This is a genomic window from Halococcus salifodinae DSM 8989, assembly GCF_000336935.1.
GTDB lineage: Archaea > Halobacteriota > Halobacteria > Halobacteriales > Halococcaceae > Halococcus > Halococcus salifodinae.
In genome coordinates, this window is the sequence record NZ_AOME01000077.1 from 1 (window position 1) to 18,109 (window position 18,109).

Annotated in this window: 21 protein-coding genes; 8 read left to right on the plus strand and 13 right to left on the minus strand. The window is 66.0% G+C overall.

Annotated elements, in window-relative coordinates:
- Nucleotides 1-114 precede the first annotated feature (114 nt).
- The 4 genes from C450_RS16445 to C450_RS16460 form a co-directional block, all read right to left on the minus strand.
- Nucleotides 115-453 carry a DsrE family protein gene (locus C450_RS16445; RefSeq protein WP_005045392.1) on the minus strand — a complete coding sequence of 113 codons (339 nt, stop codon included), beginning with the start codon at nt 451-453 and terminating at the stop codon, nt 115-117.
- Between the two features lie 87 nt (nt 454-540).
- Entirely contained in the window at nt 541-2,139 is a 1,599-nt protein-coding gene (locus C450_RS16450; RefSeq protein WP_005045394.1) for a GTPBP1 family GTP-binding protein, read from the minus strand.
- A gap of 301 nt (nt 2,140-2,440) precedes the next feature.
- Complete coding sequence (locus C450_RS16455) at nt 2,441-3,154, minus strand: phosphoglycolate phosphatase (RefSeq protein WP_005045395.1); 714 nt, start codon at nt 3,152-3,154, stop codon at nt 2,441-2,443.
- Between the two features lie 77 nt (nt 3,155-3,231).
- Nucleotides 3,232-3,774 carry a J domain-containing protein gene (locus C450_RS16460; RefSeq protein ID WP_080510325.1) on the minus strand — a complete coding sequence of 181 codons (543 nt, stop codon included), beginning with the start codon at nt 3,772-3,774 and terminating at the stop codon, nt 3,232-3,234.
- A 72-nt stretch (nt 3,775-3,846) separates the two neighbouring features.
- Here C450_RS16460 and C450_RS16465 point away from each other — a divergent pair, with 72 nt between their 5' ends.
- Nucleotides 3,847-4,050, plus strand: coding sequence for a hypothetical protein (locus C450_RS16465; protein ID WP_005045397.1), 204 nt, complete (start codon nt 3,847-3,849; stop codon nt 4,048-4,050).
- 32 nt (nt 4,051-4,082) lie between these two features.
- On the opposite strand, the gene C450_RS16470 is transcribed toward C450_RS16465, so the two are convergent.
- Together C450_RS16470 and pyrF are read right to left on the minus strand one after the other, a co-directional pair.
- Nucleotides 4,083-4,373: a PadR family transcriptional regulator gene (locus tag C450_RS16470; protein WP_005045398.1), complete on the minus strand. Its 291-nt coding sequence runs from the start codon at nt 4,371-4,373 to the stop codon at nt 4,083-4,085.
- A 161-nt stretch (nt 4,374-4,534) separates the two neighbouring features.
- Nucleotides 4,535-5,359: an orotidine-5'-phosphate decarboxylase gene (pyrF, locus tag C450_RS16475; RefSeq protein WP_005045399.1), complete on the minus strand. Its 825-nt coding sequence runs from the start codon at nt 5,357-5,359 to the stop codon at nt 4,535-4,537.
- Nucleotides 5,360-5,439: 80 nt separating this feature from the next.
- Here pyrF and C450_RS16480 point away from each other — a divergent pair, with 80 nt between their 5' ends.
- Entirely contained in the window at nt 5,440-6,096 is a 657-nt protein-coding gene (locus C450_RS16480; RefSeq protein ID WP_005045400.1) for an HAD family hydrolase, read from the plus strand.
- Here the strand turns inward: C450_RS16480 and C450_RS16485 are convergent.
- Entirely contained in the window at nt 6,089-6,553 is a 465-nt protein-coding gene (locus C450_RS16485) for a DUF2240 family protein (RefSeq protein ID WP_005045401.1), read from the minus strand. The genes C450_RS16480 and C450_RS16485 overlap by 8 nt on opposite strands.
- A gap of 82 nt (nt 6,554-6,635) precedes the next feature.
- Here C450_RS16485 and C450_RS16490 point away from each other — a divergent pair, with 82 nt between their 5' ends.
- Nucleotides 6,636-7,007 (plus strand): 30S ribosomal protein S8e, encoded by a 372-nt coding sequence (locus tag C450_RS16490; protein ID WP_005045402.1) that lies wholly within the window; start codon nt 6,636-6,638, stop codon nt 7,005-7,007.
- Between the two features lie 383 nt (nt 7,008-7,390).
- Here the strand turns inward: C450_RS16490 and C450_RS16495 are convergent, their stop codons facing one another.
- Entirely contained in the window at nt 7,391-8,386 is a 996-nt protein-coding gene (locus tag C450_RS16495; protein ID WP_005045403.1) for a phosphate signaling complex PhoU family protein, read from the minus strand.
- 258 nt (nt 8,387-8,644) lie between these two features.
- Here C450_RS16495 and phoU point away from each other — a divergent pair, with 258 nt between their 5' ends.
- Nucleotides 8,645-9,316, plus strand: coding sequence for a phosphate signaling complex protein PhoU (gene phoU / locus C450_RS16500; protein WP_005045404.1), 672 nt, complete (start codon nt 8,645-8,647; stop codon nt 9,314-9,316).
- A 268-nt stretch (nt 9,317-9,584) separates the two neighbouring features.
- On the opposite strand, the gene C450_RS16505 is transcribed toward phoU, so the two are convergent.
- From C450_RS16505 to C450_RS16515, 3 genes are all read right to left on the minus strand, one after another.
- Nucleotides 9,585-10,025 carry an NUDIX hydrolase gene (locus tag C450_RS16505; protein ID WP_049910347.1) on the minus strand — a complete coding sequence of 147 codons (441 nt, stop codon included), beginning with the start codon at nt 10,023-10,025 and terminating at the stop codon, nt 9,585-9,587.
- A 156-nt stretch (nt 10,026-10,181) separates the two neighbouring features.
- Complete coding sequence (locus C450_RS16510) at nt 10,182-12,449, minus strand: CDC48 family AAA ATPase (protein WP_005045406.1); 2,268 nt, start codon at nt 12,447-12,449, stop codon at nt 10,182-10,184.
- Nucleotides 12,446-12,685, minus strand: coding sequence for a DUF7127 family protein (locus tag C450_RS16515; RefSeq protein WP_005045407.1), 240 nt, complete (start codon nt 12,683-12,685; stop codon nt 12,446-12,448). The genes C450_RS16510 and C450_RS16515 overlap by 4 nt, the downstream gene beginning before the upstream one ends.
- Nucleotides 12,686-12,919: 234 nt before the next feature.
- On the opposite strand from C450_RS16515, the gene C450_RS16520 reads away from it, so the two are divergent.
- Together C450_RS16520 and C450_RS16525 are read left to right on the plus strand one after the other, a co-directional pair.
- Nucleotides 12,920-13,708: an alpha/beta fold hydrolase gene (locus C450_RS16520; protein WP_005045408.1), complete on the plus strand. Its 789-nt coding sequence runs from the start codon at nt 12,920-12,922 to the stop codon at nt 13,706-13,708.
- Between the two features lie 36 nt (nt 13,709-13,744).
- Entirely contained in the window at nt 13,745-14,767 is a 1,023-nt protein-coding gene (locus C450_RS16525; protein WP_005045409.1) for a prepilin peptidase, read from the plus strand.
- A gap of 35 nt (nt 14,768-14,802) precedes the next feature.
- Here the strand turns inward: C450_RS16525 and C450_RS16530 are convergent, their stop codons facing one another.
- Nucleotides 14,803-15,483: a hypothetical protein gene (locus C450_RS16530; protein ID WP_005045410.1), complete on the minus strand. Its 681-nt coding sequence runs from the start codon at nt 15,481-15,483 to the stop codon at nt 14,803-14,805.
- 159 nt (nt 15,484-15,642) lie between these two features.
- Here C450_RS16530 and C450_RS16535 point away from each other — a divergent pair, with 159 nt between their 5' ends.
- A complete protein-coding gene (locus C450_RS16535) occupies nt 15,643-15,870 on the plus strand; it encodes a hypothetical protein (RefSeq protein ID WP_005045412.1) in 228 nt (75 codons plus the stop codon).
- A gap of 34 nt (nt 15,871-15,904) precedes the next feature.
- The gene (locus C450_RS16540) at nt 15,905-16,609 is read left to right on the plus strand and encodes a DUF5828 family protein (protein ID WP_005045414.1); all 705 of its coding nucleotides are present in this window, start codon (nt 15,905-15,907) and stop codon (nt 16,607-16,609) included.
- Nucleotides 16,610-16,615: 6 nt separating this feature from the next.
- Here the strand turns inward: C450_RS16540 and C450_RS16545 are convergent, their stop codons facing one another.
- Entirely contained in the window at nt 16,616-18,022 is a 1,407-nt protein-coding gene (locus C450_RS16545; RefSeq protein WP_049910349.1) for a hemolysin family protein, read from the minus strand.
- Nucleotides 18,023-18,109: the final 87 nt, after the last annotated feature.

Consider the following 18,109-nt stretch of genomic DNA (forward strand, 5'->3'; position numbering starts at 1 on the left):
CCATCAGAGATGTGTATAAGAGACAGCGCTCAACATCTTCAAGAACACGATTCCGCCGCTGTTCCTCTGATTCAGCGCGAACCGGCACACGCTCGGATCACACGAGTTCACGAGCTATGGCTTGATGTAGGCGTAGCCCTCCGCTTGGAGGCGCGTCAGTTCGCCGACGCCCGCGGGGACGAGCTCCACGCCGTCGATGAGGTCCTCGGTGGTCGTGTCGGTGCCCGCGATGGTGTTTTGGCATTGTTTGAACGTGACTCCGTACTCCATGAGCGTCTCGACGTGCTCGCGCTGTGGCGAGTCCTCCCTGACCAGCGCGAGCCCGCCGCTGTTCGTGACCACTGCGATCGCGTCGAGATCGATCGAGCCGTCGTCGAGCAAGTTGGCGACGTTGTTCACGACCCGCTCGTGGAGGCCGGTGTCGTCGTTCGAGTGGTGGAAGACGGCTTTCACGCACCCAGATAGCGTCGTCGGCGACTCAAACGATGCGGTTCGGCGTGACGAGCGCGGGTTCGACGGGGGTTGGCTCGGGTAGTTCTCTCACTTGACGGGCAATACGTCGGTCACGGTCCCGACGCCCTTGCTCTGGCCCTCGCGAAAGACGAAGCGCTGGCCCTCCTCGACGAGGTAGGGTCGGAACTTGAACCGGATCGTCGTGGAGCCGGTGTCGCCGGGAAGAAGCTGGCCCTCGGCGGGGTGGAACGCGGCGGCCTCGCTCACGGTTTCGAGATGGACGACCGGCTCGTAGCCGTCGTCGATCCGCGTCGGATGATTCAGCACCATTACGTCGGCCTCGAACTCCCGGACGGGGTCGGGATCGGCCTCGCGTGGCAGGAGCACCATCCCGCGCTCGACGTCGGCCTCGCGGACGCCCTTCAGCGCGATGCCAACGATTCGTCCGGCCTTCGCGCGGTCCACACGATGGTAGTGCATCTCGATCGAACGCGCCTCCACATCGTGAAAGGAGCCGTCGGGAAACGGGCCGAGCAGGAGTTCGTCGCCCGCCTCGACGGTGCCGGAGCGCACAGTACCAGAGGCGACCGCGCCGACGCCCGTGATCTTGTAGCTCCGGTCGACGTACATCGAGAATTCGCCCGTGCTCTCCCCGGTCTTCGGCAGGCGCTCGAACAGGTCGTCGAGCGTGCCCAGTCCTTCCATCGTGACCGCGCTCGTTCGGAGGACCGGCACGACACCACCACCGATCTCCTCGACCGCCGTGTCGACACCGTGACGCTCGACGCGGAGCGGTGTCTTGCCGACGTCTCGGAGCAGGCGCTCGACCTCGCGCTCGACTTCGAGGGCGCGCTCGCCGTCGACCATGTCCGCCTTCGTGATCGCGACCATCGTGGGGAGTTCGGTCGCGAGGAGGACGCCGAGATGCTCGCGGGTGGTCTTGGTGGGGCCGTCGTCGGCTGCCACCGTGAGGAGGCCGTAATCGAGTTTCTGGCCCACCAATCCCCTGATCGTGGTTCGGAGCCACGGCTCGTGGCCCACGGTGTCGACAAAGGAGATCAGCTTGTCGGCCGACTCGACCACCGCGGCGCGGTCGGTCTTCCGGTCGGGGTTGTCGGTTCGGATCGGCTCGCCATCGGTGAACCCGTAGACCGCATAGGAGAGATCCGCCGAGAGGCCGCGCTCGACCTCGTGAGGCTGGACATCGAGGAAGCTTCTCGTACTCCCCTCGCCGTCGTCCGGTTGGCCGGTGACGAGCGACCCGACCAGCGTACTCTTGCCATGGTCGACGTGACCTGCGGTGCCGACGACGATGTGACCGTCGTCCTCCAGCAGCGCGCCTTCTCTGACTGTGGCGACGCCGACGAGTCCGTCCTCGATCCCCCACGTGTCGACCGATTCGATGTGGGCGTCGGCCTCCTCGGCGAGCAAGGAGAGCACGTCTATCGACTCCGCGAAGTCGTCGTGGGGGATCCCCGCGAGCCCGCCGTCGTCGGTGACGCCCACCACGTACGTGGCCTCGCCGTCGCCCGAGAGCACCCGATGGCGGAGCTGTGCCGCGAGGCTTTCGAGCTTGCCGTCGGCGAGGTGGAGGTCCTTCGTGAGCCGTTCTTTGAACTCGACGCTGCCGCCCTCGCGCTCGCCCGCATCGAGCGCCCGCTTGAGGACGGCCCGGTCGGGGGCCATGTGTGATCGTAGCGTGCCGGGCGCAAAAGCCCTTCTCTCTGGTGTATGATGGCACGATTCATGGTATTTGATCGGCAGAACGCTAGGCGAAGCTCGGCCATTGTTGATGGCTGTGGCGCGCGGGAGGGCGTCGGAGACGCCCGACTCGTGCGAGGGATGACTGAGTGTAGCGAACGTAGTGAGCGAGCGAAGGAATCGGCTGGGGAGGGTGTGGCTCGCGGTTCTCATTTGTGTCGTGATTCGTCCTCGGCGAATCAGCCGTCCCCGCCGGACGCTGTGGCGAGACTGCCGTTGCTGGATTTTATGAGGAAGATCGAACCGTCGAAAGTGCCTCTATGAACCCGTCGGCGTACGCCGCATCAGTCACCAGATCGGCCGCCTGCGTCGCTGCCTCGTCGGCGTTCGCCACCGCGAACGATCGCCCCACGACCTCGAACGTCGCGACGTCGTTCGCGGAGTCACCGATCGCGACGAACTCCTCGGGATCGCGTCCGAGGCGGTCGGCGACGATCGAGAGCCCGCGGCCCTTGTCAACATCGGGTGAGACGACGTGGTACGCGAACCCTGTGTCGACCACGTCGAGTCCGTATTCGACGGCGATCTCTCGGAGGGGGTCGAGGGGCGCGTCGCGACTCACCGCGATCTCGGTCTCGCGCCATCGATTGACGAGATCGAGACTCCCCCAGCCGAGATCGTGGCCGGCGTCGCGGTAGGCCGCGGCGACGCGGTCGGCGGCCGTCCGATCGCCGTCGACGACGATATCGTCGCGAGTCTCGGTATCGAGACAGACCACGCCGCCGTTTTCGGCGACGACGAGCGTCGCGAGACCGGCGAACTCACAGAGGGCGACCGGATAGGGAAGTGCCTTGCCGGTGGCGAGAACGACCGGTGCGGGCCACTCTCGGAGCGCGTCGAAGACTCGTGGATCGACGACTCGATTGCGATCGGTGAGGGTGCCGTCGATGTCGACCGCGAGGGGCGGTCGCGCCTCGGGAGCGGCGTCTGCGCGATTCATACGTGACGTGGGCGAGCCGGGTGGTTACGGGTTCGGATCGCAGTGTGCGGCCGAGCGCTGGGACGCTCCTGCGGTCGTCAGTCCGAGAGGTGGTCGTAGGCGTTCTGTACTCGCTTGAACGCGCGCTCGCTGCCGTCGTCGGTATCGGGATGAACTTCCTTTACTTTCTCGCGGTATGCGGTTCTGACAGCCGCTTCGTCCGCACCCGGTTCGAGATCGAGGGCGCGGTACGCCGCCGCCGTGCTCGGGCCACGCCGGCGCTGCCCGCCGGCAGTCGCTCGTCGCCGACCGCCGGCATCGAAACCACCGTCGCTTCGCGGCCCGGTCCACTCCTCGCGCGGCCCCGCACCGAACCCGCCGGTCTCGGCGCGGCCGGTTCGTGTCGTTTGGCCGGCTCGCGTCGTTCGCTCGGTTCGTCGGGGACCCGCGGTGCGTGTCTGTCGGTACACCCGCTCGCGGAGCCGACCACTCACGTGATACCAGAGGAAGTAGGTCACGGCCCCGAACGGAACCGCGAGTGCGAGCGCTACCGGACTGTAGACGAAGCCGAGCACCGTCGTGAAGACGGTCAGTCCGGCGAACACTCCGCCGAGCCCAACTACGAGCCCCGACCTAGTCACGACAGTGCTTGTGGCCCGAACGGCGTAAGTCTCCCGCCACAAGTTGAAGTTTCCTGATGACGAACCCCGGATATGAGCGTATCCGGGCTGTGTCAGGTCTGTGAGAGCGCCGAAGCGAGCCACACCTGCGATCAGTGCGGGCGGGCCGTCTGCGACCAGCACCACAACGACGCGTTCGGCCTCTGCCTCGACTGCTCGGCAGAAGCCGGCGGTGGTGGTGCCGAAACCGATGACGGTCCTGGCCGGAGCGACGCTGGCGACGACGTTCGGTTCTGAGTCCTGAAAGCGGCATGCAGTACGACGCCGTCTCAATCGCCGACGGCGTCGTGGTCGACGTACTGGCGCTCCCACTCGTGGCGGGCCGCGATCGCCGCCCGGCCCTGCTCGGTGACTGCGTAGAAGTTGGTGAGTTCGTTCTGCGACCCCTTCTCGACCAGCCCCTTTTCGACGAGCGTATCGAGGTTCGGGTAGAGTCGCCCCCGGTTGATGTCGTTGTCGTAGGCGTGCTGTAACTCCTCGCTAACACCGAGCCCCTTCGGGTCGTCCATCCCCGCGATGACGTACAGGAGGTCGCGCTGAAACCCCGTGAGATCGTCCATCATTGCTTCATCGGTTTCCACCACGACTGCGAAGCATCTTATATTTTCGTGCTTTATCGGAACTAATACTACGGACCTCGACGGATGGGCACAGCGTTATTGGACTTCCGGGTTCCCCCTCGACGAGCCCGGCACGTGCCTGCTTGTTCCGTGATACTCGTTCAGCGATGTTCGTTCAGCCGTCGCTTGAGTCGCTTCGCCGCCTCGCCAGCCGCCCGCGCGAACTCTTCGCCGCGATCCTTGCCGGCGAAGATGATTCCGCGTGAGGAGTTCACGAGCCCGACGCCATCGGCGAGGCCGTACTCGATCGCGGCTTCGACGTCCCCACCCTGTGCGCCGACACCGGGGACGAGGAAGGGGAGGTCGGGAACGAGGTCGCGCACCGTTTCGAGCTCTTCGGGAGCGGTCGCACCGACCACGAGACCGACGTTGCCGCGCTCGTTCCAGCCGTCGGCCAGCCGCGCGACCCGTTCGTAGAGGCGCTCGCCGTCGGCGAGCTCGCAGTTCTGGAGGTCCCTCCCACCAGGGTTCGAGGTCCGACAGAGCACGAACACGCCCGCCTCCTGGGAGAGAAACGGTTCGAGCGAATCCCGGCCGAGATAGGGGTTGACGGTGATCGCGTCGGCGGCCGTCTCGTTTGCCGCGTGCCCGCTGGCCGCATCGAGGTGGGTCGCGTACTGGCGGGCGGTGTTGCCGATGTCGGCACGCTTTGCGTCCAGGAGTACCGGAACGTCCTTGCCGTGGGCGTAGGCGACGGTTTCACGGAGCGCGCGCCAGCCGTCGGGGTCCTCGTAGAAGGCGGCGTTCGGCTTGTAGCACGCGGCGTGGTCGTGTGTCGCGTCGATGATCCGGCGGTTGAACGCCCACCGCGGCAGGTCGTGATCGTGGAGGTGATCGGGGAGTCGGTCGCGGTCGGGATCGAGCCCGATCGAGAGCACGCTGTCGGTCGCGTCGATCCGGTCGGCGAGCCGGTCGAAAAATCCCATACGCTCCGCTGTTCGTGACTGTGCAAGGACTTTCGGGTTCGTCTCGCCACACTCATGTGGGAAGCGGCCTACGGGTGAGTATGACCATCAGGGCGGTCGCGTTCGATCTCGATTACACCCTCGCTGTCCCCGAACGCGACCGTCAGACGCTGCTCGACGAGGCGAGCGCGGCGGTCGACGGCCCCTCCCTCTCACGTGAGTCCTACCTCGACGCCCACCGCCGGAACCTCACGAACCGGACTCGCGAACCCATCTTCGACGATCTGCTCACCGACCGCGAGACCGACGCCTCGGCAGGCGCGCTCGCGGACACCTACCGCGAGGCGATCACCGACGCGCTCGTACCGGTCGCAGGGGCGGAAGAGCTCGTCAGATCGCTCCGTGAGGAGTACCGCGTCGGCCTTCTCACCGACGGGCCGGTGTGCGCCCAGCAGGCGAAGCTCGACGCGCTCGGCTGGAACGACCTGTTCGATGCGGTCGTGATCACCGGCGATCTGGCGGCGGGAAAGCCGGACGACCGTGCGTTCCGGGCCGAACTCGACGCGCTCGGGACGACCGCCGACGAGACGATCTACGTCGGTGACTCCGCCGAACTCGACATTGCCGGTGCGCGCGCTGCCGGCCTTCGGGCGATCCACGTCCTCGACAACGGCGAGTCGTCGCCGGCAGCCGACGCCACGATCGAGCGCGACGCGCTCGCCGAGCGACTGCCGGCGGTCGTCGCGGGATTCAACTGAGCTCCAGCGATCCCGCGTCGAGATCGTCGAGTGCGCGCTCGGCCGCGTCGCTCACGTCGATATCTCGGCGGCGAGCGTACACCACTGCCGCGGCCTCGACGGTGACGCCGAGCGAACTCTGCAACTGGTTGATTTCCGCGACCGCCTCGCGCTTCTCGACGCCGCTCGCGACCACCGTCTCGATCACCCGCTCGAAGGTCGACCGTTGCTGGAGGAGTTCCTCGCTCGGCACGAACTCCTCGGGGATCGTCACGTCTTCGGGCTCGAACGTCGGCACCAGCCCGTCGTCGGTCCGGTCGAGCAGTCCCTCGCCGACCGCGACATCGGCGAGCCGGGTGGCCTGCTCCGGCGAGAACCAGTCGCGGTCGAGCGAGAGCGCCACCACGAACTCGCTCTCGGCGAGGCGGGTCTCACCCTGCCCGACGAACGGTGCGGCGACCGCACTGCGGAGGCTCACGACGAACCGGGGACGGGAACTCGCCTAAACCTGACGGTGCGGCATCGATCGATTCAAGTAGCGTGCTCGTCGGTGTTGGGGTATGAAAGATCAGGGACGCTCGGTCCGGAAGCGCACTGGCGGACGACGACGGCCGATCCGCGGCAAGCGAAAACACGAACTCGGCAGCGAGGCCACCGAGACACAGGTCGGCGAGCAGGCCCTCAAAACCGTCGACGCGCGCGGCAACACCCAGAAGGTCCGTGCGATCGCGACCGACAACGCGACCGTCGCGACCGACGACGGGACCACGCATGCAACGATCGAGGACGTCGCCGAGAACCCCGCGAACCCGAACTACGTCCGGCGAAACATCGTGACCAAGGGCGCGCTCATCGAGACCAGCGAGGGCCTCGCGCGCGTGACCTCCCGACCCGGCCAGGACGGTCAGGTCAACGCAGTCCTCGAAGAGTAACCGACCTTTTCGTTTCTGCGACGATTGGTGGCGCGGAGCGGTGCGGGCCTGGCGGATGAAGGGCGAGGGCGCGAGCGTCGCGAGCGCCCGAGGGCTTCAGCGGTGCTGTGCGGAGTGGTGGTGCGGTTTGCGGAGAGCGCTAGCAGTGTACCGCGAACGAGCCGTAGGCGAGTGAGCGGGCCGAGGAATCCCCCGAACGGAGTGAGGGGGTGACGCAGGCTTTTGATCCACATTTTGCGAGTAGAGAGGTTCCGAAGGAACCTCGTACCGTGCGAGCGGGCCATGCGCGGCGCTACGCGCCGCGATTCGAGGCGGCTCCGCCGCCTCGTGCGCCCGCGAGCAGAGAGCGAAGCGAACGAGCGACCGTAGCAAAAGGTGGGGATTTAGGGCTGCGGCGCGGCCTTCTGCATCGCGGTTTCGGCGATGTTCCCGCCGTAGTCGGCGCTCCGGGAGAGCGAGTCCACGACGAGGCCGAGCCGCTGGGCGCGCTCCGAATCACGGTCGCGGAGCAGGCAATCGACTTCGCGGGCGCGTTCGTCGATCTCGTCGATCGCGGACATCGCGTCGTTCGCGAGCCGAAGCGCGTCGTCGTCCTCGTCGGCGAGCAGCGCGTCCATCGCGGTCTCGATCACGTTTGCCGCCCCGTCGTGGAGTGCGGCGAGCGCCTCGCCGACGTCCTCCGAGACGCTCTCGACGTCGCCGACGACCTCGGCGATCTTGGTCGCGTGGTCGGCAACCCGTTCGAGCTGGCGTGCGGCCGAGTGGTAGTCGAAACACGTCTCGCGGGACAGGCCGATCTCGGTCGCCGCGCTTGGACTCCGGAGCGCGGTCCGGAACACCCGTGCAGTCATGTACCATAGCCGGTCGACGTCGTCGTCGCGCTCGATCACGTCGGCTGCGAGGTCGGGGTCCCCCGTACTGAGCGCTTCGACCGCGTCGCCGAGCATGGTGAGTGAGACCAGCCGCATCCGCGTGATCGCGTTGTGGATCGAGAGCTCCGAGGAGTCGAGGAGATCCTGGAGACTGACCCGCTCGGAGGTCTCCTCGATGACTTCGAGTCCCACCAGTCCCTGGGTGGCCTCGCGGATGGTGCGGCGCTGGGCGGCGTCGACGCTCGCGGTCTCCAGGGTGATGACGTCGAACCCGTTGACGTACATCATCACGACGGCGCGCGTGAGCTCCGACCCTTCGAGGTCGGTGACGTCGAGCGTCCCCTCGGCCGTGGTCTCCTCGGTCCGCGGGGCGAGCAACAGCGACTCGTCCTCGGGATAAAACTCGACTTCGCTCCCGGCGCTGACGCCGTTGTCGGTCGCCCACGACTTCGGCAACGACACGGTGTACGTCGACCCGCCCGTGACCTGGACCTTGCGCGTCTCCATAGCCGCCGATCTACTCCCCTCGACAATAAATCTATTCAAAAATATATAGCGACCGCAACTGGACGGGATCTCTCCATGAAATTCTGTCTCCTCTCCCTTGGTTGGGATACGGAGACTCGATTCACACCTTCAGAAGCGTGTGGTGAAGACAGCGCGATAATAGTAGTGTATCGTAATATATAGGCAGCAATAGTACTACCAATATTCGGTGCCAAATTCGTCGAAGGGTACATTACGTGGACGGTCCGACGGGGTGGTATGCCCCGCGAGAGTTATCAGGAGCAGCTCGATACGCTTCGCGAGGACGTCCTCTACATGAGCGAGATCGTCCTCGAACGTCTCCGGATGGGTCTCGACGCGCTCGCCCGCAAGGACGAGGCGGCCGCACAGGAGGTCATCGATGGCGACGCCGAGATCAACCGGATGTATCTCGATCTCGAAGGCAGCTGTATCGATCTGTTCGCCCTCCAGCAGCCGGTTGCAGGCGACCTACGCTTCATCGCCTCCTCGTTCAAGGTCATCACCGATCTCGAACGCATCGCGGATCTCGCCACCAATCTCGGCGAGTACACTCTCCAGGCCGAACGCGACGTCTTCCCCGAGGTCGACATCCAAGGGATCGGTGATTACACCGTCGACATGGTCGAGAACGCCATGACCGCCTACGACGAGGAAGACATCGATGCCTGCTACGCCATCGACGAGCGCGACGACAATCTCGACGACCGGTGTGAGCGCGCGTCGAGCGTCGTCGTCCGGGACCTGATCGAAACCCAACTCGACGCCGGCGAGAGCGTCGAGCAGATGATGGCTGACGTCTCGCGACTCCTGCTCACGATCCGCGACCTCGAACGCATCGGCGATCACGCGGTCAACATCTCTGCACGGACGCTGTACATGGTCGAGAACGACGACGAGCTCATCTACTGAACGTTTTTACTTCGGGGGTTCGCGCGCTCGCTTCGCGCGCTCAACCCCTCGCAAAAGCGTTCATGAAAAACCCCGCTCGCTCCCTGCGGTCGCTTCGCGGTAGAACTACTAGCGACTACCGCAGGCCGCACCGCCACCTCCTCCGTACAGCACCGCCGAAGCCCTCGCCCACTCACTCCGAGCACCCGCTCGCCCTTCATCCACCAGGAGAGCGTGCTCTCGTGAGCCTCGACTCACCCCGTTTGTCGAGACACCAGGAACCGCACCGCTACCGCCGGCCAAGGTCGTCGAGCACGACCGGATCGTAGAACGTCACGTCGTCTCGGAGCCGTTCGGGAGCCATCCACGTCGCCTCATAGGTCTCGTCGAGTTCCGGTTCGCGGCCCTCGAAGCTGTCGCGCTCGTACGGCCAGTCCTCGGCGATGTCGCCCTCGTACACCCGCCAGATTTCGTGGCCCTGCTCGCCGTCGAAGGTGAACACGTTCTCGTAGGTTCCAGTGGGGTTGACGTTCGTGAGTTCGACATCGAGTTCCTCGCGGAACTCACGGACGACCGATTTGCGGCTGTGTTCGCCGAACTCGACGCCACCGCCGATGAGCCGGTAGAACGGCTCGTCCTCGCCGGGTTCGTCGTCCTTCGAGACCAAAATTTCTCCGTTCTCTCGACGGACGGCCGCGAGTGCGACCGGCCTGATGGCTCGCCAACTCATAGGAAACGTGGAGAGCGGCGTCGGCCCGATAGCAGTTGCGGTTCGGCAGTGTGGTGTGGCTGCGGGGCGGTGCGGTCGCGGAGAAGGCTAGCAATCCCTACCGCGAGCGAACGCAGTGAACGAGCGACGGGGGTGAAGTAACAAAGTGGAGATCGGCTATTGGAACGTCCGGCCGACCTCGCGATCCTCGGCGGGTTCGCCGCTGTCGAAGCGTTCTTCGATTTCGTCGTAGCGTTCCCGAGTTTCCTCGGTCACGCTCGCGGTCACTTCCGAGAGCGCGTCCTCGAAGTGGCTCTCGTCGATCCGGACGTTACCGACGCTGCCGTCGATGTCCTCTGGGTCGACGCTCTCGATGAACTCCCGGGTCGCGGCCATCGCGGCCTCGCGGGTGACGGCCTCGATGTCAGCGCCAACGTAGCCCTTCGTCCGGCGGGCGAGGTCGGCGAGGTCGATACCGTCGGCGAGGGGTTTGCCCCGCGTGTGGACCTCGAAGATCGCCTCGCGGGCGTCCTCGTCGGGCACCGGGACGTGGACGTGGCGATCCAGTCGGCCAGGCCGGAGGAGCGCGCTGTCGATCAGGTCCGGTCGGTTGGAAGTGGCGATCACCACGACGTCCTCCAACTCTTCGAGCCCGTCGAGCTCGGTCAGGAGCTGGGAGACGACGCGCTCGCCGACCCCGGAGTCGCCCATGTTGCGGCCGCGCTCGCCCGCGATCGAGTCGATCTCGTCGAAGAAGATCACCGTGGGAGCGTTCTCGCGTGCCTTGGAGAACACCTCGCGGACGCCTTTCTCCGACTCGCCGACGAACTTGTTGAGGAGTTCGGGACCCTTGATCGAGATGAAGTTCGACTCGGCCTCGTTCGCGACGGCCTTCGCGAGTAGGGTCTTGCCGGTGCCTGGCGGCCCGTACATCATCACGCCCTTCGCGGCGTTCATGTCCATCGCCTCGAACACCTCGGGGTAGTCGAGCGGCCACTGGACGGTCTCGCGCAGGCGCTCTTTGGTGTCTCCGAGGCCGCCGACGCTCTCCCACGTCACGTCGGGCACCTCGACGAAGACCTCCCGGAGCGCGCTCGGCTCGATGCCCTTGAGCGCGCCCTTGACGTCTTCACGGGTGACCTGCATCGCTTCGAGCACCTCGGCGTCGACCTCCTCCTCGTCGAGGTCGAGTTCGGGCCGAATCCTCCGAAGGGCGTTCATCGCCGACTCCTTCGCGAGGCTCTCGATGTCCGATCCGACGAACCCGTGGGTGTTCTCTGCGTACTGGTCGAGATCGATATCGTCGGCCAGCGGCATCCCGCGGGTGTGGACCTGGAGGATCTCTTTCCTCCCTCCCTTGTCGGGCACACCGATCTCGATTTCCCTGTCGAACCGGCCGCCGCGCCGGAGCGCGGGATCGATCGCGTCCACGCGGTTGGTGGCGGCGATCACGGTGACTTGGCCGCGCTCTTCGAGCCCGTCCATCAGACTCAGCAGTTGGGCCACGACCCGGCGCTCGACGTCGCCGGAGGTTTCGTCGCGCTTCGGCGCGATCGAGTCGATCTCGTCGATGAAGATGATCGCGGGCTCGTTCTCTTCGGCCTCGTCGAACATCTCGCGGAGCTGTTCTTCGCTCTCGCCGTAGTACTTCGACATGATCTCCGGCCCGGAGATCGTCTCGAAGTGGGCGTCGATCTCGTTCGCGACCGCCTTCGCGATCAGCGTCTTCCCGGTGCCCGGCGGCCCGTGCAGGAGAACTCCCTTCGGCGGCTCGATCCCCAACTGCTGGAACAGTTCAGGGTGGCGCATCGGGAGCTCGATCATCTCGCGAACCTGTTCGAGCTCGCGGTCCAGCCCGCCAATATCCTCGTAGGTCACGGAGGGGGCGCTCGCGCCGCTGCCGCCGCCCGTAGCGTCGGAGACGATCTCCTCGGCGGGCTTCTCACTCACTTCGATCTCGGTGGTCTCCGCGACGATCACCGTTCCGTCGGGGTTCGTTTCGGCGACCTTCAGCGGGATGCGCTGGCCCGACCCACCCGAGAACGGGCCGAACCCGAGCGAGAACGGGATGGTCTGACCCTGGGTGATCGCCTGACCCGAGAGCTTGTCCTGGATGTACGGTCCGACGTTCCCCCGGATGCGGAGGTTCTGGGGGAGCGCCACCGTCACGGACTGGGCGGGCTTGACGTCGGCCTTCTCGATCGTGACGTGATCGTCGATCCCGACCTGGGCCTCACTGCGGAGCTGGCCGTCGACTCGGATCACGTCGCGGCCCCCATCGTCGGGGTAGCCAGGCCAGACGCGCGCGATCGCGCGCCCTTCGCCGCTGTCGATCACGATGTAGTCGCCGTTTTCGAGGTCGAGCTCCTCCATCGCGGCCCGATCGACCGCCGCGAGGCCGCGGCCGGCGTCTTTCTGCTTCAGGGGTTTGACGGTGAGCTTCATCGTTCCACCTCGACAGTAAGCACGCCGTTGTTGATACCGGCTTCGACGGTCCCCGATTCCGGCACCTCGAACTCGGCCTGATCGTCGTCGCCCACGATCAGTACCGTGTTCCCGACGACGTCGACCGTCGTCTCACCGAGTCCGACATCAACCGCGTACACCACCTGATCGTCGTACTCGTACCGCCGGAGTTCGCCGGTGTCGCGCTCGTCGAACTGCTGGAGCTTTGGTGTCATCCTAACCCTTGGTTAGTCCTTCTAATATATAAATGTATTGCCCATGATCCCGGCACGTGGGTAGTCTACGAACCGATCGCTGGTATTGTGGTTCAGGTTGAAGAGTGGAGTCCCAGCGGCGAGGATCCCGGGAAACCTCAGCCCAATCGTCCGTCGTCGACGGTCGGTCCGGACGCGCTTCGTGGTGACCCGTTCTCGCCGACAGTATATGTGCGTCGCCGACGAACTCGGGGTATGGAAACCGTTACCCACGGCGGCCGGACGACGGCCTACGAACGGGCGGGCGACGATCGTGATGGTGCGCGGGTGCTGTACGTCCACGGCAGCGGGGCGGACAGGGAGATCTGGCGTGCCCAGTTGGACGAGGACACGCGGCCGGCGGTCGCGCTCGATCTGAGTGGCCACGGCGACTCCGAAGACGTCGACGCCGATCCGGGCTACGAGGCGCTCTCGGCGTACGCCGACGACGTGCTCGCAGTCGCCGACGCGACCGACGCCGAGATCCTCGTCGGTAACTCGCTCGGCGGCGCGATCTGTCAGCATCTCGCGCTCGAACGCGACGCGTCGCCAGCGGGCCTCGTGCTCGCCGGGACCGGCGCGAAGCTCACCGTGATGGACGACCTGCGCGCGTGGCTCGACGAGGACTTCGACCGCGCCATCGAGTTCCTCCACGCCGAGGATCGACTGTTTCACGACACCGACCGTCCCGCAGTCGAGAGCTCGAAGGCCACGATGCGCGCGGTCGGCCAAGCGACCACTCGCCGGGACTTCGAGACCTGCCACCGGTTCGACGTCCGGGGGCAACTCGATGGGATCGACGCACCCACACTCGCGATCTGTGGCGAACACGACGGACTGACCCCGCCGCGATACCACGAGTACCTCGCCGAGAACGTGCCGAACGCGACCGCCACCGTTCTCCCCGACGCCGCCCACCTCGCGATGATCGAGCAGCCGACGGCGTTCGACGACGCGATCGAGGGGTTCGTTCGGGAAATCGAAGACGAGATGCCTCGATCCTGAGGAAAGACCTATGTTCCCGCGCCCGGCTCGTGGATCGTGAACGCGTCCGTCGACCTGCTCCGGCTGCTCGCGCTCCCCGTGCTCGGCTGGGCTGCCGTCCGTGATCTGCGAACGCGCCGGGTGGCGAACCGGACGTGGCTGCCGCTCGTCGCCCTCGGTGGCGCGCTGCTCGCGTGGGAGGCGTGGACGATATGGCACGGCGGCCTCGACGCCGAACGCCGACTGTTCGTCGTCCGCGTCGCCGTCAGCGTGGGCGTGATCGCCCCACTCGGCACCCTGTTCTGGTGGCTCGGCGCGTTCGGCGGCGCTGATGCGAAGGCGCTCGCCGCGGTCTGCCTGTGTTTTCCGACACCACCCTCGTATCTTCTCCCGACCTCACCGTCGCTCGTTCTCCCGTTCACGACCGTGAGCGGTGCGTTCGCCGTGACGATCCTCACGAACGCGGCGCTCGTCGGCGCGGTCTACCCGCTCTCACTTACCGCCCGGAACGCGCTCGCGGGACGAATCACGACGACGATGGCCGTGGGTCGGCCGATTTCGTGGGAGAGGATTCCCGCAATCCACGGCCGGCTGCTCGGGCGGGCGAACGGGCTCGATGCGGGCCTCGATCTCGACGCACTCCGGATGTATCTCGCGTGGCGTAACACGAGTCTCGCCGCGCTCCGCGCCGCACCTGCTGAAGGACGCGACCCCGAGAGCCTGCCGACGGAACCGAACGCGCCCGGCGACGGACGGATCGACGCCGCCACCGACGGCGGGCCGCGACACGGAGACAGCCGAGCGACTGAACCGGTCCGCGACGCAACGGCAAGCGATCGGGAGAGCGTACAGAATTCGGCCGACTCGTGGGGCGCAGCGGCGTTTTGTGACGACGTGGACGACGCCTACGGCGCGACCCCCGCCAACCTCCGTACGGCGCTCGACCACCTCACGACGGCGGAATCGGTGTGGATCTCGCCGGGCATCCCGTTTCTCGTCCCGCTGTTCGGCGGACTCTGTCTCGCGCTGGCGTACGGCGATCTGCTCTACGCCGGGCTCGCGCTGCTCGGAGTGCTCTGAGTCCACTCTCACGGAGCTCGCGGCGAAGGAGCGGATCAGCGACGGACGCGCGCCACGAGCCGTTCGAGCAGTCCCCCCGAATCGGCGTCGTCCCAGAGCCCGAAGGCGTCGGCGATGTCGGCGTTTCGGCTGGCGACGATGTCCTCACGCTCGGGCGCGACGACCACGAGGTTGATCTCGTAGTGGCCGTGGTAGCCGTACTTCAGCAGGGTGCGGTCCGTGAACCCCTCGACGAACGATCGGGTATCGGGGTCGATCGTGTCGGTCGCGATCGCGAACGTGAACTCGGTGCTGTAATGTTCCTCGTTCGGTGCGATCCACTCGTCGGCGAGCCTGTGACCGAGATCGACGAGGCGTTCGAGTTCCGCGACGTCGACCCGATCGGCCCGACGGACGAACAGGTGCTCGCCCGACTCGTGGTGGCCGTACGAGAGCGCCTCGTGGAAGAACTGTTTGTGGCTCTCGATGTGGAGTTCGCCGTAGAGCGTGAATCGCTCGCCACGGACGTGGCGATCACGATCGAGATCGTAGTTGAACAGCAGTCGATCGCTCACTCGATCCACGTACTCGTCGTCCCAGTCGGGAACGTCGGGATACGTGGCTGTGTCGGGTTCGGCTGCGGCATCGCTGGCGTCGTCCGCACCGTCCTCGGCGACGGCGTCCGTCGCGTCGGGTTCGATCCGTCCCGCCTCGCCGCCGTTCGCATCGGCGGTCATGGGTCGTGGTTTCGGGGCTCGCAGGGGCGGTCGTCGCTCGGCGTGACGTCGTCGGTGTCGAGAACGCGATAGCCCATGGCAGCGTCACGACGGGCGCGAGTAAAAGCGCACGGCCCACACGAACGTTTAAGCGCCTGCTCGGCGTACCGGCGACCGACTATGGGTGGAACTGACCGCGAGGCGTGTGGTCGGTGTGCCATGTCCTCCGTGACCGGCGTGGCCGCCGACGGACAGAGCGACGAGGACCGCGAGGCCGCGGACCCGTTCGCCGGCGCGCGCATCGAGCTCTCGGAGGACGAACTCCGGAGCGTGTCGCCCTCCGCGTGGCTCGGCGGGGCGAAGCGCCGGATCGACGCGGTGGCGACTCGTCTCACGTACGGGAAGTAGCCCGGTTCGACAAACACGAGGACCACAGGACTCGATGGAAGAGAGCATTTCAGGCTTCAAGATCCGGGGCGGATGGAACGACGCGGTCGAACACGGCGAGCGGATCACCCACGCGCTCGCCGAACTCGGGGCGGAGAGCGAGGCGTTCGAGGAGTGGGACGAGTGGCGACCCAAGAGCCACGAGCGCCTCGGCGAGGACGTCAACGAGAAGACCGCCGAGCAGGCGAGCATCGAAGAGGGCGAGGGAGAGAAAGCCGGCAAAGAGCCGAACGAGGACCTCCTGAGTGCGGGCGAGAAGCTCAGCGAGTCCTACGACCGGCTCGACGATCCCGATGAGGCGGTCGACACGTGGAGCGAATCGCTCGACTACGTCGCGCGCGCGGCCGACTCCGCCGGCCGGAAGGCGGTTCGCACCGTCGAAGACACCGTCTACCGGAACGTGATGACCCAGGTCGCGCCGTACTACTTCGACAACGAGCTCGTGAGCGCGAACCTCCAGCGCTCGGGGCGCGCACGCGAGGGCGACGACGTGGGATACGCCTTCGAGGTCAACGTCAACGACGACGATCTCAAAGAGGAAGTCTCCGACCGGCTCGCCGAGTACGACGACGAGGTCGATCGGTGGCACGTCGACACCCCGAAGAACGTCGAGGCGCTCGAAGCCGCCGAGGGCGGCGAAGTGCCCGAGGAAACAGCGGCGTCCGATGCCGACTCGGACATCGACTTCACGGCGAACTGACCCGACTCAGTCCGTCTCGTCCGGCCCGCCATCGGTCTCGGCGGTCGCTTCGGCGTTCGTCTCGGTTTCGGGAAGCCGATGAACACGTGCGGCCGTGATCCGGGTGTCTTCGACGGATTCGACCGTGATCTCGACCCCATCGTAGGTGAGGCTCTCGCCAGCCTCGACTAGCCGACCCGCACGGTTGAAGATGAACCCGGCGATGGTCTCGAACTCCTCGCCCTCGGGGAGGTCGATGTCGAGCGCCTCGTTGACCGCGTGGATGTTGACCTCGCCCTGAGCCACGAGCGTGTCGTCGTCGACGATCTCGATGGGTTCGTTCTCGCCGCCCTCCAATATCTCGCCCACGATCTCCTCGATCATGTCCTCGACCGAGACGATGCCCTCGGTGGTGCCGAACTCGTCGATCACGATCGCGATCCGGAGGCGGTCGGCGCGCATCTCACGGAGGAGGTCGTCGACGTTCTTCGACTCGGGGACGTGGAGGGTCGGCTGGATGAGGTCGTCGAGTTCGAGATCCGCGGACTCGCCGTAGTTCAGGTCCCGGACGAGATCGCGGATGTTGACGATCCCGATGACGTTGTCGAGGCTGCCCTCGTACACCGGAATCCGGGCGTGACCGCTCTGGACGCAGGTCTCGATCGCCTGCTCGACGGTGGATTCGGCGTCGATCGCGGTCACGTCGAGTCGGGGGGTCATCACTTCTTTCGCGATGGTGTTGTTGAAACGGAAGATGCGCTGGAGCATCTCGCGTTCGTCCGCTTCGATCACGCCCTCACGCTCGCCGGTCTCGATCATGTCCTCGATCTCCTCGCGGGTGACGTAGGAGGTCTCGATCGACGAGCGGCCACCGGTGATCCTGTTCACCATCTGTGTCAGATAGTAGAACAGCGTGATGAGCGGCCACAGCACCTTCTCGACGACCCGCAGCGGCGGGGCAACGCGCCGTGCCCACGACTCGGTGTTCTCGACGGCGTAGGATTTGGGCGCGCTCTCGCCGAACAGCAGAACGAGCGACGTGATACCGAACGACGAGACGAGCACCGCCGTGCCCGCGTCGAAGTAAAAGCCGACGATGGTCGTCGAGATGGACGACATCGTGATGTTGACGAGGTTGTTACCCACCAGAATCGTCACGAGCAAGCGGTGGGGGTCCTCCTTGAGGGCCTTGACTGTCTGCGCGCCACGCTGGCCCTTCTCGATCATCGCGTCGAGGCGGTGGGCCGGCAGGGAGAACATCGCGATCTCCGAGGAGGAGAAAAACCCCGAGAAGCCGATCAGCACGAGGATCATGAGCGCACCGATGCCGGCGAACGCCGTCTGGGAGAGCGAAATCCCGAGCACGTCCATCTGGATGGGAGTGACTGCTGGTATCGGCGCGGACGAAGCCGTCGTGAGTGGAAGTATGCCCATAGCGACGTTGTGGTCTTGCCTGCCGGTCGGATTAAACGTTCGCATGGTCGATGCTGACAATCGGAGGGTGTTAGCCACCCGAGGAGA